This window comes from Zhihengliuella halotolerans (assembly GCF_004217565.1).
Lineage (GTDB): Bacteria > Actinomycetota > Actinomycetes > Actinomycetales > Micrococcaceae > Zhihengliuella > Zhihengliuella halotolerans.
In genome coordinates, this window is record NZ_SHLA01000001.1 from 3,528,431 (window position 1) to 3,544,963 (window position 16,533).

Here is a 16,533-nt window from a genome sequence, read left to right on the forward strand (position 1 = left end):
GCTCGCGTGAGCGATCCGCGCGGGCCCGGCCACGCGGCGTCGCCCGCGCGGCGCCGTCGTGCTAGTGGCATAGGCTGGAGTGGACCGAGACGCGACGAACGAGGAGATGGAGCCCATGGCCGGCAAGAAGAAATGGTCCGAATTGAACCGTCGAGGCAAGTGGCGCGTGCTGGTGCTCGGCACCGCGCAGCTGGCGTTGCAGTTCGTCGTGCTCAAGGACCTCTCCGAGCGCCACGAGTCCGAGGTGCGCGGCCCGAAGTCCGCGTGGGTCGCCGGCAGCTTCGTCAACTTCATCGGCCCGCTGGCCTACCTCGTGGCGGGGCGCGTGAAGAAGTAGTCACGCCACCTGCCCGATACCTGCGGAGCCCGGCATGAACGATGAACCGGACGAGTCGCCGTCCGGTCTGGAGTGCGTCGAGCGGTCCTAGTGGCCGCTGCTGGCGCGGGCGATAAGTTCCGGCTGGAACACGGTGTGCGCGCTGGGCGTCTCGCCGAGCAGCATCCGTACCGCCGTCCGACCGAGCTCTTCGGCCGGGCGGCGGACGGTCGTCAGGGGCACGATCGCGCTCGAGGCGAACTCGATGTCGTCGTAGCCGACCAGCGCGACGTCGTCCGGGACCGTGTAGCGCCCGTCGATGATGAACGCCTGCAGCGCGCCCGTGGCGAGAAGGTCGTTAGCGCAGAAGACCGCGTCGGGGATGTCGCCGGGATCGCGCTCGAACAGCGAGAGGGCCGCCGCGCGTCCGCCGAGCGTCGTCAGCGACTCCGCCTCGATGAGTTCGATGCTCGCGTCCGCCGTCCCCGCCGCGGCGGCCCGGGCCACCGCGTCCTGGGCGCCGCGCCAGCGGTCGGCGACCTGCCGCAGCTCGGTCTCGGCGGCCATGAACGCGATCCTTCGCCGACCGCTCGCCAGCAGGTGTTCGACGGCGGCGCGACCTCCATGCACGTCGTCGACGGAGACGGAGCCGTACGTCTCCGCCTCCGCGTCGCGGTCGACGAGAACCGTGCTGACGCCGTGGGCGGCGAGGTCGGCGACTCGCGCCGACGTCTCCCCGACGGGGCTCAGCAGCAGGCCCTGGGCGCGCTGCTCCTCGAAGAGGTCGATGTAGCGGGCCTCGCGGTCCGCGTCCTGAAGGCTGCTGGCCAGCAACAGCGAGAACTCGTGGCGGGCGGCCTCGGCCTCGGCTCCGCGGGCCAGGGCCGCGTAGAACGGGTTCGCCGCGTCGAGGACGACGAGTCCGATCGTGCGGCTGTGGCCGGCGCGCAACTGCCGGGCGGCGTCGTTCCGGACGAAGCCGAGGTCGGCGATCGCCGACTGGACGCGTTCGCGGGTGCGCTCGGCGACGCGGTCCGGATTGTTGAGCACGTTGGAGACCGTGCCCACGGAGACGCCGGCGCGGTCGGCCACGTCCTTGACGCTCGCTGCCTTCACAGCACTCCTTAAAGTGGGTTCCCCTTGACAGTACCTGCCCCTCATCCTACATTTGAATCGTAGCAATGAAACGATTCAATCTTGCGGCGCCCATCGCGGACAGCGCTCGCACCAGGAGGCACGCCATGACCGACCTGTCAGCCATCGAGAAGCAGCTGGACCGCCTGGCCATCGAGGTCCCGTCGTGGGCCTACGGCAACTCCGGCACCCGCTTCAAGGTCTTCGCCACTGAGGGCACGCCCCGCACCGTCGAGGAGAAAATCTCCGACGCCGCCCAGGTCAACAAGACCACCGGTCTGGCCCCCGCCGTCGCACTCCACATCCCGTGGGACAAGGTGGACGACTACGCGGCGCTGCGCCGGTTCGCCGCCGACGCCGGGGTGGAGATCGGCACGGTCAACTCCAATACCTTCCAGGCCGACACCTACAAGTTCGGGTCCCTGACGCACCACGATCCGGCCGTCCGCCGTGCCGCCGTCGAGCACCACCTCGAATGCGTCGAGATCATGACCGCCACCGGCTCCAAGGACCTGAAGATCTGGCTCGCCGACGGCACCAACTACCCGGGCCAGCAGGACATGCGCCAGCGCCAGGACGCGCTGGCCGAGTCGCTTGCCGAGATCTACGCCGGGCTTGCGGACGACCAGCGCATGGTGCTCGAGTACAAGTTCTTCGAACCGGCTTTCTACCACACGGACGTTCCGGACTGGGGCACCTCCTACGCCCAGGTGGCGGCCCTCGGCGACAAGGCCAAGGTCTGCCTGGACACCGGTCACCACGCCCCGGGCACCAACATCGAGTTCATCGTGATGCAGCTGCTGCGCCTCGGCAAGCTCGGCTCGTTCGACTTCAACTCGCGGTTCTACGCAGACGACGACCTGATCGTGGGCGCGGCCGACCCGTTCCAGCTCTTCCGCATCATGACCGAGGTCGTCCGCGGCGGCGGGCTCGACGAGGGCAGCGACTTGTCCCTAATGCTGGACCAGTGCCACAACGTCGAAGAGAAGATCCCGGGTCAGATCCGCTCCGTGCTCAATGTTCAGGAGATGACGGCCCGCGCGCTGCTCGTCGACCAGGAGGCGCTGGCCGCCGCACGCACCGCCAACGATGTCCTCGGGGCCAACGAGGTCTTCATGGACGCCTTCTACACGGACGTCCGCCCGACCCTTGCTGCCTGGCGCGAGTCCCGCGGCCTGCCCGCGGACCCGATGGCCGCCTACGCCGCCTCCGGGTACCAGCAGAAGATCAACGCCGAACGCCAGGGCGGCCAGCAGGCCAGCTGGGGCGCCTGAGCCCCTCCCGCGACGAGAACCCGAACGAACACGAGAGAAGCCATGACCAACGAAACCGTTGCATCACTCATCGCCCGGTCCAACCGCCTGGGCGCCGACAAGCGCAATACCAACTACGCCGGGGGCAACACCTCCGCCAAGGGCACCGAGCGGGATCCGGTCACCGGCGAGGACGTCGAGCTGCTCTGGGTCAAGGGATCCGGCGGAGATCTCGGCACGCTGGCCGAGAAGGGCCTCGCCGTCCTCCGGCTCGACCGCATGCGCGCCCTCGTCGACGTCTACCCGGGTCTCGACCGCGAGGACGAGATGGTCGCCGCGTTCGACTACTGCCTGCACGGCAAGGGCGGTGCCGCGCCGTCGATCGACACCGCCATGCACGGGCTAGTAGACGCCGCGCACGTCGACCACCTGCACCCCGACTCGGGCATCGCCATCGCGACCGCCGCCGACGGCGAGAAGCTGACCGCCGACATCTTCGGCGACAAGGTTGTCTGGGTCCCGTGGCGCCGCCCCGGATTCCAGCTGGGCCTGGACATCGCCGAGATCAAGAAGCAGAACCCGCAGGCCATCGGCTGCATCCTCGGCGGTCACGGCATCACTTCCTGGGGCGAGACCGCCGAGGAATCCGAAGCCAACTCCCTGCACATCATCCGCACCGCAGAGGAGTACATCGCCGCCAACGGACGCGAGAACCCGTTCGGGGCAGCCAAGGCCGGCTTCGGCGCTCTGGGGGAGGGCGAGCGCCGCGCGAAGGCCGCCGCCCTGGCCCCGGTCATCCGCGGCCTCGCCTCGGCTGACAAGCCGCAGGTCGGCCACTTCACCGACTCGGCTGAGGTCCTCGACTTCCTGGGCTCCGAACGCCTCGACGAGCTCGCCGCCCTCGGAACCAGCTGCCCGGACCACTTCCTGCGCACCAAGGTCAAGCCGATGGTCCTGGACCTGCCGGCCGACGCCTCGATCGAGGACGCCAAAGCCCGCCTGGGTGAGCTGCACGCCGCCTACCGCGAGGACTACGCCGCCTACTACAACCGCTACGCCGACGGTGCATCGCCAGCCATGCGCGGCGCCGACCCGGCGATCGTCCTGGTCCCGGGCGTCGGCATGTTCAGCTTCGGTAAGGACAAGCAGACCGCCCGCGTCGCCGGCGAGTTCTACGTCAACGCCATCAACGTGATGCGCGGTGCCGAGGCGATCTCCACCTACGCCCCGATCGATGAGCGCGAGAAGTTCCGCATCGAGTACTGGGCGCTGGAGGAAGCCAAGCTGGCCCGCATGCCGAAGCCGAAGCCGCTGGCCACCCGCATCGCGCTGGTCACGGGCGCCGCCTCCGGCATCGGCAAGGCCATCGCCGAGCGCCTCGCCGCCGAGGGCGCCTGCGTCGTCATCGCCGACCTGGACCTAGAGAAGGCCCAGGCCGTCGCCGCCGAGATCGGCTCGACCGACGTGGCCGTCGGCGTCCGCGCCGATGTCACCAACGAGGACGAGGTCGAGGCCGCCATTAACGAGGCGGTCTTGGCCTTCGGCGGCCTGGACCTCGTGGTCAACAACGCCGGCCTGTCCCTCTCGAAGTCCCTGCTCGAGACCACCGTCAAGGACTGGGACCTGCAGCACAACGTGATGGCTAAGGGCTCCTTCCTGGTCTCGCGCGCCGCAGCCCGCGTCCTGATCGACCAGGAGATGGGCGGCGACGTCGTCTACATCTCGTCCAAGAATTCGGTCTTCGCGGGCCCGAACAACATCGCTTACTCGGCCACCAAGGCCGACCAGGCCCACCAGGTGCGCCTGCTGGCCGCCGAGCTTGGCGAGCACGGTGTGAAGGTCAACGGCATTAACCCGGACGGCGTCGTCCGCGGCTCGGGCATCTTCGCCGGTGGCTGGGGCGCCAAGCGCGCCGCCGTGTACGGCGTCGAGGAGGAGGACCTGGGCAAGTTCTACGCGCAGCGCACCCTGCTCAAGCGCGAGGTGCTCCCGGAGAACGTGGCCAACGCGGTGTTCGCGCTCTGCAGCGCGGACCTCTCGCACACCACCGGCCTGCACATCCCCGTCGACGCCGGCGTCGCTGCCGCGTTCCTGCGCTAAGGGGGAGCGCGTGAGCACCACGACGCCGACTCCCGTGCCCGGGACCGCGTCACCGCCCGTGATGATCGCCGTGGACATCGGCGCCTCCTCCGGCCGCGTCATCATCGGCCGCCTGCCCGCCGCGAGCGGGCAGGCGGCCGGCACGCTCGAGATGGAGGTTGTGCACCGCTTCCCGAACGGTGTCACGGAGATCGACGGCTCATTGCACTGGGACGCCGAGGCGATCTTCGCGCAGGTGCAGGCCGGGCTGGAAGCGGCCGGCGCCGTCGTGCGGGAGAACGGCGAGCGCGTGGTCTCCATCGGGATCGACACGTGGGCCGTGGACTACGGCCTGCTGGATGCCGAGGGCGAGCTGATCGCGGCCCCGCACGCGTACCGCGACGCGCGCACCGACGCCGTGATCGAGCGCGTGCACGCCACGGTCAGCCCCGAACGGCTCTACGCGATCGGCGGCATGCAGTTCCTCCCGTTCAACACCGTGTACCAGCTGGCGGCCGAGGTGGACCTGGCGGGCAAGCGCGCGCTGATGATTCCGGATCTGTTGGCCTACTGGCTGACCGGGGTCGAGCGGACGGAGGAGACCAACGCGTCCACCACCGCCCTGTTCGACGCTCGGGCGGTCGCCTGGTCGCCGGAGGTGTTCGACGCGATCGATGCGCCGCAGCTCTTCGCCGAGCTGATCGCGCCCGGGGAATCTTACGGGAGGCTGCTGCCCGAGGTGGCCGCCGCGACCGGGCTCGACCCGGCGGTCGAGGTGGTCGCGGTCGGCTCGCACGACACGGCCTCGGCCGTGGCCGCGGTGCCTGCCGACGATGAGGACTTCGCGTACGTGTCCTCCGGGACGTGGTCGCTGGTGGGCCTCGAGCTGGACGGTCCCGTACTGAGTCAGGCGAGCCGCGCGGCGAACTTCACCAACGAGCGCGGCGTCGACGGAACCATCCGTTACCTGCAGAACGTTGGCGGGCTGTGGCTCCTTCAGGAATCCATGCGCGACTGGGCCGGGCAGGGCCGGGGCCGCGAACTGACCCACCTGCTCGCTGGGGCCGCCGCACTGCCCGCGGGACCGGTGGTGGATGCGAACTCCTCCGAGTTCATCGCGCCCGGTGGCATGGCGGGCCGGATCCGCGCCGCTGTGGAGGCCGCGGGCGGGAGCCTGCCCGCGGCGCCCGCCGAGCCGGGTTCCGGCGTGGACGCCGACCAAGCCGCCACGGTGCGCTGCATCATGGACAGCCTCGCCGCTGGCTACGCGGCGTCGCTGAGGACGGCCGCCGAGCTGGCGGGGAAACGGCCAGCGGTCGTCCACATCGTGGGCGGCGGTTCGCAGAATTCGCTGCTGTGCCAGCTGACTGCCAACGCGACCGGACTGCCCGTGATTGCAGGTCCGGTCGAGGCGACCGCGCAGGGCAACCTGTTGGTCCAAGCCCGCGCCGCGGGGCTGATCGAGGGCGGTCTCACCCAGCTGCGCGCTGCGATCGCCGTGGACCCCGTCCGTTACGAGCCGCAGCAGTAGCCGGACCGGGACGGCCGTTCGAGCATCCCGTTTTCAAGCGTCACGGCCTTACCAGCATGCGGACCTGAGCCCAGTGAACACGCTGAAAACGGGTTGTTGGTGACTTAGCTGTTCCGCAGCAGCCACTTGAAGCGCTCAAAGGCGCTGGTAATGCTGGACCTCACGTACTCGGGAGCGCTCCAGACCTGCTCGGCCCGGAACCGCAGCGAGACGTAGCCGTCGCCCAAGCTGGCCGTGTCTCGGTCCATGTCGCGCCGCCATTGCTCCCGGTTGCCGTGCCACTGCCACCCGTCGGTCTCGATGATGAGGAATCCTTCGACCAAGAAGTCGACGCGGCCGACGCCCGGGATGAGGACCTGGGTCTCGTAGCGAAGTCCCATGCTGTCCAGCACGCGGCGCAGGTGGACCTCGATGATCGACCCCGCATCGCCGCGGACGTCATTTAGTGCGGACAGTGCGCCAGCGCCGTGGCGGTGGCCGAGCAGGGGGCGGACGTCGGACAACGACAGGCCGTGCAGCACGACCGCGGATTCGACCAGCGCCACGGAATCGTTCGGCGGAAGGCAACTGAGCGCGTGAGCGCAGACCTCGGGCAGTGGAAGCACTGGATCGGCGGCCAGTGGCCGGTCACCGAATCGGCGGTGCCTGATGAGGCCCGACGACGACCGTCCGGAATGGCCCGCGGTGAAAGACAGATGCAGTGCGGGCGGCGGGTCTCTCAGCCAAAGTCCGAAGGGCTCCGCGGCCGAGGCGCACGTCAAAGCACCGCCGAGCGATGCCGCCGTGCGTAGCGCGGGTGGCGCCTCGCGGTGCACGACGACTCCCCGGCGAACCAGAAGGTGCTCGGCAGCGAGGCGGCGGTACTGCGCGACCGTGAAGCCGGCGGCCAGAAACGACCGGCGGTAGAGAACTCCCCGGGAGGCCAAATACGTGGCAGGGTCCATGCGTTGAGTTTGGCCAGACCGTGGGCAACGCGCAGCTGAAGATCGCTGAATGTGGATTGCCGCGTTGGGGGACGTCGTTGTGGAGGACGAGTGACCCGTTTCGCTCACTGCGGCGACGGCGAGAACCGCGCGATGCCGCTGGAACGACGGTTGAAAACGGGTCACTCGTCGATGGGCGCTTCTGCCGCAGGGGGTGGCCCAGCGCAGAGCTACCCGTTCAGGCCGGTTGCCACGGCTTGAGCCAGGGCGTCTCCTCCATCCCGTCGACGGCGGCCATGAGTTCGAACCACGTCGCGCCGTCGATGCTCTCGCGGATGATGTCGGCGTGCCCGGCATGCCGCGACAGCTCCTCGATCAGGTGCCCCAGGACCCAGCGCACCGACCAGGCCTCGATGTCGCGGGGGAACCACGGGGCGTTGCGGGGAACGGGCACGGGCGCGTCCAGCTCGGCCGCCGCGACGACGGCCGCGGTGACGCGTTCCTGTTCGTCGAGGCGCTCCAGCAACGCGTCGAGGGTGTCTGTCTCGGACATCCGGTACTGGTCCTCGTAGGAGGCGGCTGCCTCTTCGAACGGGATCGAATCGGAGGCCGGGTACTCGGGGGCAGCGGCGATCCGCTCGACCCAGCCGGCCTCGCACGCGGTGACGTGCTTGATCAGCGCCCCGACGGTCAGGTCCGAGGCGCTCGGGGCGAGACGCGCTTGGGCGTCGCTCAGCCCGAAGGCGATGGTGCGGAAGTTCTGGCGCTGTTGGGCGAGGAAGGCCAGGAGGGAGGATTTCTCGTCGGCGACGGGGCCGGGCATGGCGGGCATGGTAGATCCTTTCGGGAGGTTTCAGTTGGTGCGGTGGGCGTAGAGGTCGCGCAGGAGGGCGATTTCGGCGCCGTGGTGGATGGCTTCGCGGTTGATGTGCAGGACCAGGTCGGCCAGCGGGCTCTCCCCGTACGGCCCCTCGGCGGGCCCGCACGGGCGGGCCAGTCCGTCCTCCCCGAGCCCGCGCACCCCGGCGATCCACTGTTCGTAGACCGCATCGAGCTGGTCCAGAGCGCCGGCGGCGGTTCCCGCGTAGACGTGGGTCTCGTAGTCGATCTCCGCGCCGCCGAAGTGGCTCGCGTTGCGCGCTCCGAAAACGCCGACGATGAGGTGGCCGAGCCGCCACGCGATGGTGGTGACGGGTGGCGGCGTTGGTTCCGGAAAGGCGAAATCGATGGTGTAGTCGCCGCCACCGGCGGCGACCGCGCCCTCGACCGCGGGGCCCGCCTCGCCACGCGGGCGGACGTTCCAGCAGTCCGGAACGGGTTCCCAGCGGTACTCGTGGTCGGTCATGCCCTCCATCCGGGGTCGAAGCGCCGTGCGCCAGTGGAAGTCGAGCTGGTCGAGAATACGGGCGTTCCAGCCGGCCAGCGAGGTTGCTTCAGGTGCTCTCTGCGTCGTCATGCCTCCACTCTGACGGCAATATAGGACCGTTTCTGTCCGCTACTTCTGGCATGCTGTGGACATGGCCGAAACACTGCGGCGCGTGCTGCGATTGCTGAACCTCCTGCAGTCACGACCTGTCTGGACCGGGACCGAGCTCGCGGCGGAGCTGGGGGTCACCACGCGGTCCGTTCGCCGCGACGTCCAGCGCCTGCGGGACCTCGGCTACCCGGTCAGTGCCGAGCAGGGCGTAGGCGGCGGCTACCTGCTCGCGGCCGGCCGGGCCCTGCCGCCGTTGCTGCTCGACGACGACGAGGCCATCGCGGTCGCCGTCGGCCTGCGTCTGGCTACGGGAGGCAGCGTGGGAGGTGTGGGCGAGGCCGCAGTGCGCGCGATGGCCAAGCTCGACCAGGTCCTTCCCTCGCGGCTTCGCGGTTCCGTCGACGCCGTGGTGCAGTCGACGGTGTCGCTGGACGGCTCCCGAGATGTCGCGGAGACGGTCTCCGCGGAAACGCTGGTGGACGTCGCGCGGGCGATCCGGACCCCCGAGCGGATCGTGTTCGCGTACGCCAAGGCGTACGGGGCAGAATCGGACCTCGCGGAGCGGCGCGCGGAGCCGTACCGGCTCGTCTCGGCAGGGCGGCGCTGGTACCTCATGGCGTACGACGTCGACCGCGAGGACTGGCGCACGTTCCGGCTGGACCGCATGGGTCCGGTCCGCCGGACGGGGTGGCGGTTCCCAGCCCGGGAGGCCCCGGACCCCGTCGAGTTCGTCGGCAAGGCGATCTCGCAGCGGCCCTACCCGGCGGTGACGAAAATCCGGATCGAAGCGCCGGCCGAGACCGTGCGGGCGCGCGTCCCCGCGGCGGCCGCGACGATCGAACCCGACGGTCCCGACGCCTGCGTGCTCACGGCGGGGGCGTCGTCGTCGGACTTCGTGGCCTTCCACGTCGCGCGGCTCGGTTTGCCCGCGCGCATCCTGGAGTCTGTGGGCGCGGGCGTGGACCTGCAGCGGCTGGGGCGGCAGTTGCTGGACATGGCCGGCGAGCGGCCGGGTGACGCCGGAGGTCAGTTCGCGCCGCCCTCCCCGTAGGTCTCCCGGGCCAGATCGATCATGGCCTGCGCGGCCTGCGAGGGCTTCGTGTCCCGCGGCCAGACGAGCGAAACGCCGACGGGCCGGGGTACCGGGTCGAGGGGAAGGACCACGAGTTCGCGCCCCTCGTAGCTCCGGGAACCGGCGGGCTGCTGCACCAGGATGGCGTAGCCCATGCCCCGCGCCACCAGGGACCGCGTGACCTCGTAGTTGGACGTGCGGAACCGGATGGCCGGATCGAGGCCGGCTTCGGAGAACATCGACAGCGTGTTCTCCCGGCTGGTGTGGACGTCCAGGAGGATCATGGGCTCGGCTGCGAGCTCGGTGAGGGTCAGCGATTCCCGCCCGGCCAGCGGGTGGTCGGCGGAGAGGACGGCGCACGGCGTCGCCTCGTAGAGGGGCAGGCTCGCGAGTCCGCTCGGGAGTCCGAAGTCGTAGGTGATGGCCAGGTCGACCCGCCCTGAGGCGGCGTAATCGTGCATCTGCATCTGGCCCCCATCCAGGAAGTCCAATTCGACGGCGGGGTGCCGCGCCGCGTAGCCGTCGATCAGGCGGGCCAGCACGGTCGGGGCCAGCGTGACGTAGGAGCCGAGCATCAGCGTCCCCCGCAGCTCCGCGCCGGCGTCGGCTGCGTGCAGGGAGAGGTCCCGGGAGGAGCGCAGGATGCCGCGGGCGTGCTCCAGCACGTAGCGCCCCGACGGAGTCAGCACGACGCCGTGGGCCTTGCGACGGATGGTCAGCCGGGCGTCGAGGCTGCGCTCGAGCTCGGTCACCGCCCCCGAGACAGCGGAATCGGACAGATGCAGCGCCTTGGCCGCGGCGCTGAGGCTTCCGGTGTCGGCGACGGCGACGAAGCACTCGAGCTGGCGGAGAGTGTAGTGGGCCATCAGTTTCCTCGCTAAAAGTGTGGATATATCAATAATTATTGCACTTTATCGTGGTTGTGATGTGGTTCACCATGGAGGAAAGATCCTCGAGCACCAGGAGCCGACGTGTCAGCCACCTTCCACCAGACCACCGTCCAGAGATGCCCCGTTCATGAGGGCGCCGAACCCTCGCGCCTAGGCGCCGCCGTCTCTGGCGGAACCGCCCCAGGCGAGTCTCGTGAAGCCCCCGTCGCCGACTGGGTAACGCTCGACGCGCTGCACCGGGACCCGTTCCCGCTCTACCGAAGGCTCCGCGAGGAGGCACCCGTGCACTGGATCCCGGCGCTCAACCGTTATCTGGTGACGTCCTACGCGGCTTGTCACGCAATCGAGCAGGACGAGGCGACATTCTCCGCCGACGAGCGCGAATCGCTGATGAAACGGGCTATGGGGCACTCGATGCTGCGGAAGGACAACCCGGAGCATCAGCGGGACCGCGACTCCTACGGGAAGACGCTCCGACCAGCCACAATCAAGAAGCACTGGAACGGCATCTTCGAGCAGAACTACGTTGACTGCCTCCGACGGCTCAAGAAGGCCGGCCCCGGCGCCGACTTCGTCTGGGATTTCGCGGCCCCGTACGCGGCGGAGAACCTCCGGCTCGTCATGGGCTTCCAGAACGCCACCGAAGCGGACATGCAGCGCTGGAGCCAGACGATGATCGACGGGACCGGAAACTACGCCGACGACCCCGACATCTGGGCCAAGAGCGAACGGTCCTCCGCGGAGGTGGATGCGGCCATCGACGAGATGCTGCCGTACTTCAAGGACCATCCCGACCATTCCCTCCTCTCGGGACTCGCGAGCCTGCCCATCCCGCTCGAGGCGATTCGCGCCAACATGAAGATGACGATCGGCGGCGGCCTCAACGAGCCACGCGACGTGCTGGCGACCACCGTGTGGGCCCTACTGCGCGAGCCGGAGCAGCTGGAGGCGGTGGTTGCGGACCCGTCCCTGCACACCGCGGCGTTCGAGGAGTCGGTGCGCTGGGTCGCCCCGATCGGCATGTATCCGCGGCAGGTCGCCAGGGACACCGTCCTCGAGGGCATCCGGCTCCGCCGCGGCGACCGCGTCGGCGTGGCGATCGGGGCGGCCAACCGTGACCCGGCGGTATTCGAGGATCCGGAATCCTTCGACATCATGCGTCCGAAGAAGCCGCACCTGGCCTTCGGCGGCGGCGTGCACTTCTGCGCCGGCACGTGGGTCGCGCGGGCGCAGGTGGCCCAGATCGCGATGCCGCGGATCTTCGACGATCTTCCGGGCCTGCGGCTCGACGAGTCCAGCCCGGCGGTCGCCGGCGGCTGGGTCTTCCGCGGCATGCTCGAGATGCCCGTCGCCTGGGACTGACACCCGGCCGCACCCGAACCACTCGCGCGGCGGCCTCGCCCGCCCCAACCAACTTTCAGGAGGAAAACCATGCCCAACATCACCTTCGTCCAGCCGACCGGTGAAGCTGTCGAACTCGAAGCCGCCGAGGGCACCTCGCTCATGCGCGCGGCGGTGAGCAACGGCGTCGACGGTATCGTCGGCGAATGCGGCGGCCAGGCCATGTGCGCCACGTGCCACGTCTACGTCCGGCCCGAGCACGCAGACGGCCTGAGTGAGGTCACCGAAGACGAGGACGAGATGCTCGACTGCACCGTCGCGGAACGCACGGAGCGTTCCCGGCTCGGCTGCCAGATCGCGGTCGGTCTCGAACACGACGGGATCGTCGTCGATGTCCCATCCGGGCAGGTCTGATCATGGACGAAACCACGGCAGGCGCCGGCGTCGTCGTGATCGGCGGGGGACAGGCCGGAATCCAGGCCGCGGACTCGCTGCGTGCGGCCGGATACGAGCCGCCGGTGACCGTCATCGCGGACGAGGACGGGCTCCCGTACCAGCGCCCGCCGCTGTCCAAGGACTACCTGGGGCAGGGGCCATCACCGGAGCCGCTGCCGCTGCGGGCCGGCGGATTCTTCGTCGATCGACGCATCGACCTGCGCCGCGGCGTCGCGGCGACCGCGATCGACCGGACGAGGCGCCGCGTCGCCCTGTCCGACGGCGAGCACCTCGAATACGACTACCTGATCCTCGCCACCGGTGCCAGCAACCGCGTACTGACCTGTCCCGGAGCGGAGCTGCCGGGGGTCCGCGGGCTGCGCACGCTCGAGGATGCGCAGGCTCTGCGCGGAGAGCTCGAGACGGTCGGCGATGTCGTCGTGGTCGGCGCCGGATTCATCGGCCTGGAGTTCGCGGCCGCCGCTCGTCAGCGGGGCGTGCGCGTCACCGTCCTCGAATTCGGAGACCGGCCCATGGGCCGCGCCCTGACTCCGGCCGCCGGCGACTGGTTCGCGGGTGCCCACCGGCGCAACGGCGTCGACCTCCGCTTCGGCGAGGGGATTGGGTCCATCGCGGCCGGAGACGACGGCCGGGCCGTCGCCGTCGTGTCGACGACGGGGCGCCGCTACCGCGCGGACCTTGTGGTGGTGGGCATTGGCGTCGTCCCGAACACGGGGCTCGCCGCCGACGCCGGCCTCGAGATCGACAACGGGATCGTCGTCGACGAATCGCTCGCGACCTCTGACCCGGCGATCCTGGCGGTGGGCGACTGCGCGAACTTCCCGAGCGCACGCAGCGGCTCACGGCTGCGGCTGGAATCGGTGCAGAACGCCACCGATCAGGGCCGGCACGCCTCCCGGATCATTCTGGAGGGCACCGAGCGGTACGACGACGTCCCGTGGTTCTGGTCTACCCAGGGCGCGATCCGGCTGCAGATCGCCGGCGTCTCCGCGCCGGGGGACGCCACCAGCGTGGTGGGGGACCCCGCCGCGGGCAGATTCTCCGTGATCTGCCATCGCGATGGGCGCCTCAGCGCGGTGGAGTCCGTGAACTCGCCAGCCGACCACCTGGCCGCGCGCAAGCTGCTCTCCTCCGGGGACGGGCCGTCGCTTCAGGACGTCGCGGCCCCGGGATTCTCGCTCAAGGCGTTCGCACGAAACGCCGCCAACCGCACTGCCTCCACCCACTAGCACCGCAGGAGAACACCATGTCCGCACCCGCACCGGTTGCGCAGCAGAAGGCGAATCAACGACGAGTCGCCGCCGCCACGCTCATCGGAACCACGATCGAATGGTACGACTTCTTCATCTACGCGACGGCCGCCGGTCTGGTCTTCGCGCAGCTCTTCTTCGAGCCTTCCGGACAGTCCATCGGCCTGCTGCTGGCGTTCGCCTCGGTCGGCATCAGCTTCCTCTTCCGTCCGCTGGGCGCGTTCCTGGCCGGGCACTTCGGGGACAAGATCGGACGCCGCCCCATGCTGGTCATCACGCTGGTGCTCATGGGCGCGGCGACCACGCTGATCGGCATCCTGCCGACCTATGAGACGGCCGGCGTCATCGCGCCGATCATGCTCCTGATGCTGCGCATCCTGCAGGGCGTCTCCGCAGGTGGCGAGTGGGGCGGGGCGGTGCTCATGGCCGTCGAGCACGCGTCGCCGGGCCGTCGCGGCAGGGCCGGAGCCGTGCCACAGCTCGGTGTTCCGCTCGGCATGCTGCTGGCCGCCGGGGTGACTGCTCTGATGATCGGGTGGATCGCGCCCGGTGACGCCTTCCTCGAGTGGGGCTGGCGCGTCCCGTTCCTGCTCAGCGTGGTCCTTGTCGGCGTCGGATACTTCATCCGCCGCGCCGTCGACGAGTCCCCCGTCTTCGAGGAGATCGCCCAGCGCAAGGAACAGACCAGGGTCCCCGTCGTCGAGCTCTTCCGTAAACACTGGCTTCTGGTGATTCTGGCCGCTGTGGTCTTCGCCGGGAACAACGCCGCCGGCTACATGGCGACGGGCGGCTTCATCCCGAGCTACGCAAGCGGCCCGGCGGTGGGGCTGGAACGCACCGACGTGCTGCTCGCGGTGACCTTCGCCGCCGCCCTGTGGTTCTGCTTCACTCTGCTCTCCGGTTTCCTCTCCGACGTGATCGGGCGCAAGCGCACGTACCTCATCGGTTTCGCCTCCCAGGCCCTGATGGTGTTCCCGTTGTTCTGGCTCATCAACACGGGAGACCTGGTGCTGCTGTATGTTGCACTCGGCCTGTTCACGATCGGCTTGGGGCTCTCCTACGGCCCTCAGGCAGCGTGGTACAGCGAGATCTTCCCGGCCAGCGTCCGGTTCTCCGGTGTCTCGATCTCCTACGCGCTCGGCGCCATTATCGGCGGAGCGTTCGCCCCGACGATCGCCCAGGCGCTCGTCAACGCGACGGGGAGCACCGACGCGGTCTCCTTCTACCTCCTGGCGATGACGGGACTCTCGGTCGTCGCCGTCGCGCTGCTGCGGGACCGCCGCGGCATCGACTTGTCCGTGTCCAACCAGGCCGAGCAGGAGGTCGGGGCGACGATCTTCGACCACCGCCGCGCCGCGGCCGGCGAAGCTGCGCCTGCGGCGGAGCCCGCGCGGCGCTGAGTCACGGCTGCCGAACGCCCCGGCCTCTTGCCGGCCGGGGCGTTCATACCTAGGGTTCAGGCAGGCGGCACGAACGTAGAGCGGGGCCGCGTTCAAGTACGGAACGGGCGGGAGCTCGCCTGACGGAGAGGATCCCGAATGTCGCGGTCACTGGCCTGGTTGGCGCTCGCCGTCGCCGCCGGGCTCGTCCTGCTGGGTCTCGTCCTCGTGGGGTCTTATCGCTTCCCGGTCCCACTCGTATACCCGGCACTCCCCACTCCGGACTACGCGCTGCAGGCGGCAATCGCCTACGCCGGAGCCGTCCCGATTGTCGCGGTTCTCGTCGTCGCCGGAGTCTTCGCCCACAAGCGGCCGGAGCAACGCGGGCGAATCGTCGCCAGGGGAGCAGGCGTCATGATTCTCATCGGTTTGATCGTCTCGATCGTGGCGCTCACTCTGCCTGCCCCGTGACGAAACCCGCCCGCCGTCGTCGTGTGCGCGAAAAGCCCCAGCCCCGCCGCCGTCCGACGAGAATCCTAGGAATCACGGACTACATCTGCTCACTGATGGAGCGTGCGGCGCTCATGAGCTGAGGTCGAAGCTTCATCATCTCGTCGCCGCTCAGCGTGTCGTCGTGCGCCACGATATTGACAGCGCCCGACACATCGCCTTCCGGTGTCCGGATCGGGGCTGCGAGGCTGACCGCCCCGTGGTGGCGTTCTGAAACGCTCAAGTAGAAACCCTGCCTGCGGATGGACTCGACTTCACGCTCGAGGTCTGCGGGCGTCTGCTCGCGACCATCCGCCAACGTCTGGGTGCTGAACCCGGCAAGGGCTTCCTCGTAGTCCGCCGCTGGCAAGAACGCGAGTAATACTTTGCCGCTGCCTCGGGTCAGCTCGAGCCGGTGACCGATCGGCAGCTGATATCGCATGGGGTGAGGCGCCTCGACGCGGCAAGTCAGCACGCGAGTGTTGCCGGTGCGGACGTAGATCGACGACGTCAGGCCAGTGGCATCGGTCAGGCCCTGGAGCACGGGAAACGATACGACGCTGAGTCGATCCTGGAGGGTGAACGCGCGTGCCAGCGACAAAACAGAAGGCCCGACGGTATAGCCGACGTCCGTAGCCCGCAGGTACCCGCGCTGAACGAGAGTCGTCGCAAGTCGCTGGGTCGTGGCCAGGTGCAGGCCGGTTTCGCGTGAAATCTGGCTCAGCTTCACAGGGCTGCGGACCGTGCTGACGTAGTCGACGATGTCCAGCGCTCGCTCGACCGTGCGACCGCGGTTGTTGCCGTCTGCCATCAGGTGCCTCTCGGTTGGTGTGCGTCTGGGTCCATTGTGGCAAGAAATTTCCACCTGGCGCACAACTCTCTCAAATCTCACGTGGTTGACATCACTGTGGGCTGTGCCACTATGATGAGTGCGAACTCTCAC

16 protein-coding genes are annotated in these 16,533 nt (G+C 69.2%); 10 read left to right on the top strand and 6 right to left on the bottom strand.

Going from position 1 to position 16,533, the window contains the following annotated elements; translation table 11 throughout:
• Positions 1-115: 115 nt before the first annotated feature.
• Complete coding sequence (locus EV380_RS16235; protein ID WP_102158458.1) at positions 116-337, top strand: PLDc N-terminal domain-containing protein; 222 nt, start codon at positions 116-118, stop codon at positions 335-337.
• An 87-nt stretch (positions 338-424) separates the two neighbouring features.
• Here the strand turns inward: EV380_RS16235 and EV380_RS16240 are convergent, their stop codons facing one another.
• Complete coding sequence (locus EV380_RS16240) at positions 425-1,432, bottom strand: LacI family DNA-binding transcriptional regulator (RefSeq protein ID WP_207219461.1); 1,008 nt, start codon at positions 1,430-1,432, stop codon at positions 425-427.
• A gap of 125 nt (positions 1,433-1,557) precedes the next feature.
• Between EV380_RS16240 and rhaI the strand changes: the two genes are divergently transcribed.
• The 3 genes from rhaI (at position 1,558) to EV380_RS16255 (ending at position 6,313) form a co-directional block, all read left to right on the top strand.
• Positions 1,558-2,724 (top strand): L-rhamnose isomerase, encoded by a 1,167-nt coding sequence (gene rhaI, locus EV380_RS16245; RefSeq protein ID WP_130451987.1) that lies wholly within the window; start codon positions 1,558-1,560, stop codon positions 2,722-2,724.
• A gap of 42 nt (positions 2,725-2,766) precedes the next feature.
• A complete protein-coding gene (locus EV380_RS16250) occupies positions 2,767-4,803 on the top strand; it encodes a bifunctional aldolase/short-chain dehydrogenase (protein WP_130451988.1) in 2,037 nt (678 codons plus the stop codon).
• Positions 4,804-4,864: 61 nt separating this feature from the next.
• Positions 4,865-6,313, top strand: coding sequence for a rhamnulokinase (locus EV380_RS16255; protein ID WP_130452285.1), 1,449 nt, complete (start codon positions 4,865-4,867; stop codon positions 6,311-6,313).
• Between the two features lie 104 nt (positions 6,314-6,417).
• Here EV380_RS16255 and EV380_RS16260 read toward each other — a convergent pair whose 3' ends face one another.
• From EV380_RS16260 to EV380_RS16270, 3 genes are all read right to left on the bottom strand, one after another.
• Positions 6,418-7,257 (bottom strand): endonuclease domain-containing protein, encoded by an 840-nt coding sequence (locus tag EV380_RS16260; protein WP_165391990.1) that lies wholly within the window; start codon positions 7,255-7,257, stop codon positions 6,418-6,420.
• 217 nt (positions 7,258-7,474) lie between these two features.
• Positions 7,475-8,068 (bottom strand): DinB family protein, encoded by a 594-nt coding sequence (locus EV380_RS16265; protein WP_130451990.1) that lies wholly within the window; start codon positions 8,066-8,068, stop codon positions 7,475-7,477.
• A 21-nt stretch (positions 8,069-8,089) separates the two neighbouring features.
• Entirely contained in the window at positions 8,090-8,692 is a 603-nt protein-coding gene (locus tag EV380_RS16270) for a DinB family protein (RefSeq protein ID WP_130451991.1), read from the bottom strand.
• Positions 8,693-8,753: 61 nt separating this feature from the next.
• Between EV380_RS16270 and EV380_RS16275 the strand changes: the two genes are divergently transcribed.
• On the top strand, positions 8,754-9,764 hold the full coding sequence (locus EV380_RS16275) for a helix-turn-helix transcriptional regulator (RefSeq protein ID WP_130451992.1): 1,011 nt from the start codon (positions 8,754-8,756) through the stop codon (positions 9,762-9,764).
• Here EV380_RS16275 and EV380_RS16280 read toward each other — a convergent pair.
• Positions 9,740-10,651, bottom strand: a complete 912-nt coding sequence (locus tag EV380_RS16280; protein WP_130451993.1) for a LysR substrate-binding domain-containing protein — start codon at positions 10,649-10,651, stop codon at positions 9,740-9,742. The two genes, EV380_RS16275 and EV380_RS16280, sit on opposite strands and share 25 nt — an antisense overlap.
• A gap of 105 nt (positions 10,652-10,756) precedes the next feature.
• Between EV380_RS16280 and EV380_RS16285 the strand changes: the two genes are divergently transcribed.
• The 5 genes from EV380_RS16285 (at position 10,757) to EV380_RS16305 (ending at position 15,572) form a co-directional block, all read left to right on the top strand.
• Positions 10,757-12,037 carry a cytochrome P450 gene (locus EV380_RS16285; protein WP_130451994.1) on the top strand — a complete coding sequence of 427 codons (1,281 nt, stop codon included), beginning with the start codon at positions 10,757-10,759 and terminating at the stop codon, positions 12,035-12,037.
• A 69-nt stretch (positions 12,038-12,106) separates the two neighbouring features.
• Complete coding sequence (locus EV380_RS16290; protein WP_130451995.1) at positions 12,107-12,430, top strand: 2Fe-2S iron-sulfur cluster-binding protein; 324 nt, start codon at positions 12,107-12,109, stop codon at positions 12,428-12,430.
• A 2-nt stretch (positions 12,431-12,432) separates the two neighbouring features.
• The gene (locus tag EV380_RS16295) at positions 12,433-13,701 is read left to right on the top strand and encodes an NAD(P)/FAD-dependent oxidoreductase (RefSeq protein ID WP_130451996.1); all 1,269 of its coding nucleotides are present in this window, start codon (positions 12,433-12,435) and stop codon (positions 13,699-13,701) included.
• Positions 13,702-13,718: 17 nt separating this feature from the next.
• On the top strand, positions 13,719-15,122 hold the full coding sequence (locus tag EV380_RS16300; RefSeq protein WP_130451997.1) for an MFS transporter: 1,404 nt from the start codon (positions 13,719-13,721) through the stop codon (positions 15,120-15,122).
• 138 nt (positions 15,123-15,260) lie between these two features.
• Positions 15,261-15,572 carry a hypothetical protein gene (locus EV380_RS16305; protein ID WP_130451998.1) on the top strand — a complete coding sequence of 104 codons (312 nt, stop codon included), beginning with the start codon at positions 15,261-15,263 and terminating at the stop codon, positions 15,570-15,572.
• 79 nt (positions 15,573-15,651) lie between these two features.
• On the opposite strand, the gene EV380_RS16310 is transcribed toward EV380_RS16305, so the two are convergent.
• On the bottom strand, positions 15,652-16,401 hold the full coding sequence (locus tag EV380_RS16310) for an IclR family transcriptional regulator (protein ID WP_130451999.1): 750 nt from the start codon (positions 16,399-16,401) through the stop codon (positions 15,652-15,654).
• Positions 16,402-16,533 lie beyond the last annotated feature (132 nt).

What these genes read in the sequence shown, in the direction of transcription:
- EV380_RS16235 (WP_102158458.1), top strand. Translation starts at nt 116, where the DNA reads ATGGCCGGCAAGAAGAAATGGTCCGAATTGAACCGTCGAGGCAAGTGG.
- rhaI (WP_130451987.1), top strand. Translation starts at nt 1,558, where the DNA reads ATGACCGACCTGTCAGCCATCGAGAAGCAGCTGGACCGCCTGGCCATC.
- EV380_RS16250 (WP_130451988.1), top strand. Translation starts at nt 2,767, where the DNA reads ATGACCAACGAAACCGTTGCATCACTCATCGCCCGGTCCAACCGCCTG.
- EV380_RS16255 (WP_130452285.1), top strand. Translation starts at nt 4,865, where the DNA reads ATGATCGCCGTGGACATCGGCGCCTCCTCCGGCCGCGTCATCATCGGC.
- EV380_RS16260 (WP_165391990.1), bottom strand. Translation starts at nt 7,257, where the DNA reads ATGGACCCTGCCACGTATTTGGCCTCCCGGGGAGTTCTCTACCGCCGG.
- EV380_RS16265 (WP_130451990.1), bottom strand. Translation starts at nt 8,068, where the DNA reads ATGCCCGCCATGCCCGGCCCCGTCGCCGACGAGAAATCCTCCCTCCTG.
- EV380_RS16270 (WP_130451991.1), bottom strand. Translation starts at nt 8,692, where the DNA reads ATGACGACGCAGAGAGCACCTGAAGCAACCTCGCTGGCCGGCTGGAAC.
- EV380_RS16275 (WP_130451992.1), top strand. Translation starts at nt 8,754, where the DNA reads ATGGCCGAAACACTGCGGCGCGTGCTGCGATTGCTGAACCTCCTGCAG.
- EV380_RS16280 (WP_130451993.1), bottom strand. Translation starts at nt 10,651, where the DNA reads ATGGCCCACTACACTCTCCGCCAGCTCGAGTGCTTCGTCGCCGTCGCC.
- EV380_RS16290 (WP_130451995.1), top strand. Translation starts at nt 12,107, where the DNA reads ATGCCCAACATCACCTTCGTCCAGCCGACCGGTGAAGCTGTCGAACTC.
- EV380_RS16295 (WP_130451996.1), top strand. Translation starts at nt 12,433, where the DNA reads ATGGACGAAACCACGGCAGGCGCCGGCGTCGTCGTGATCGGCGGGGGA.
- EV380_RS16300 (WP_130451997.1), top strand. Translation starts at nt 13,719, where the DNA reads ATGTCCGCACCCGCACCGGTTGCGCAGCAGAAGGCGAATCAACGACGA.
- EV380_RS16305 (WP_130451998.1), top strand. Translation starts at nt 15,261, where the DNA reads ATGTCGCGGTCACTGGCCTGGTTGGCGCTCGCCGTCGCCGCCGGGCTC.
- EV380_RS16310 (WP_130451999.1), bottom strand. Translation starts at nt 16,401, where the DNA reads ATGGCAGACGGCAACAACCGCGGTCGCACGGTCGAGCGAGCGCTGGAC.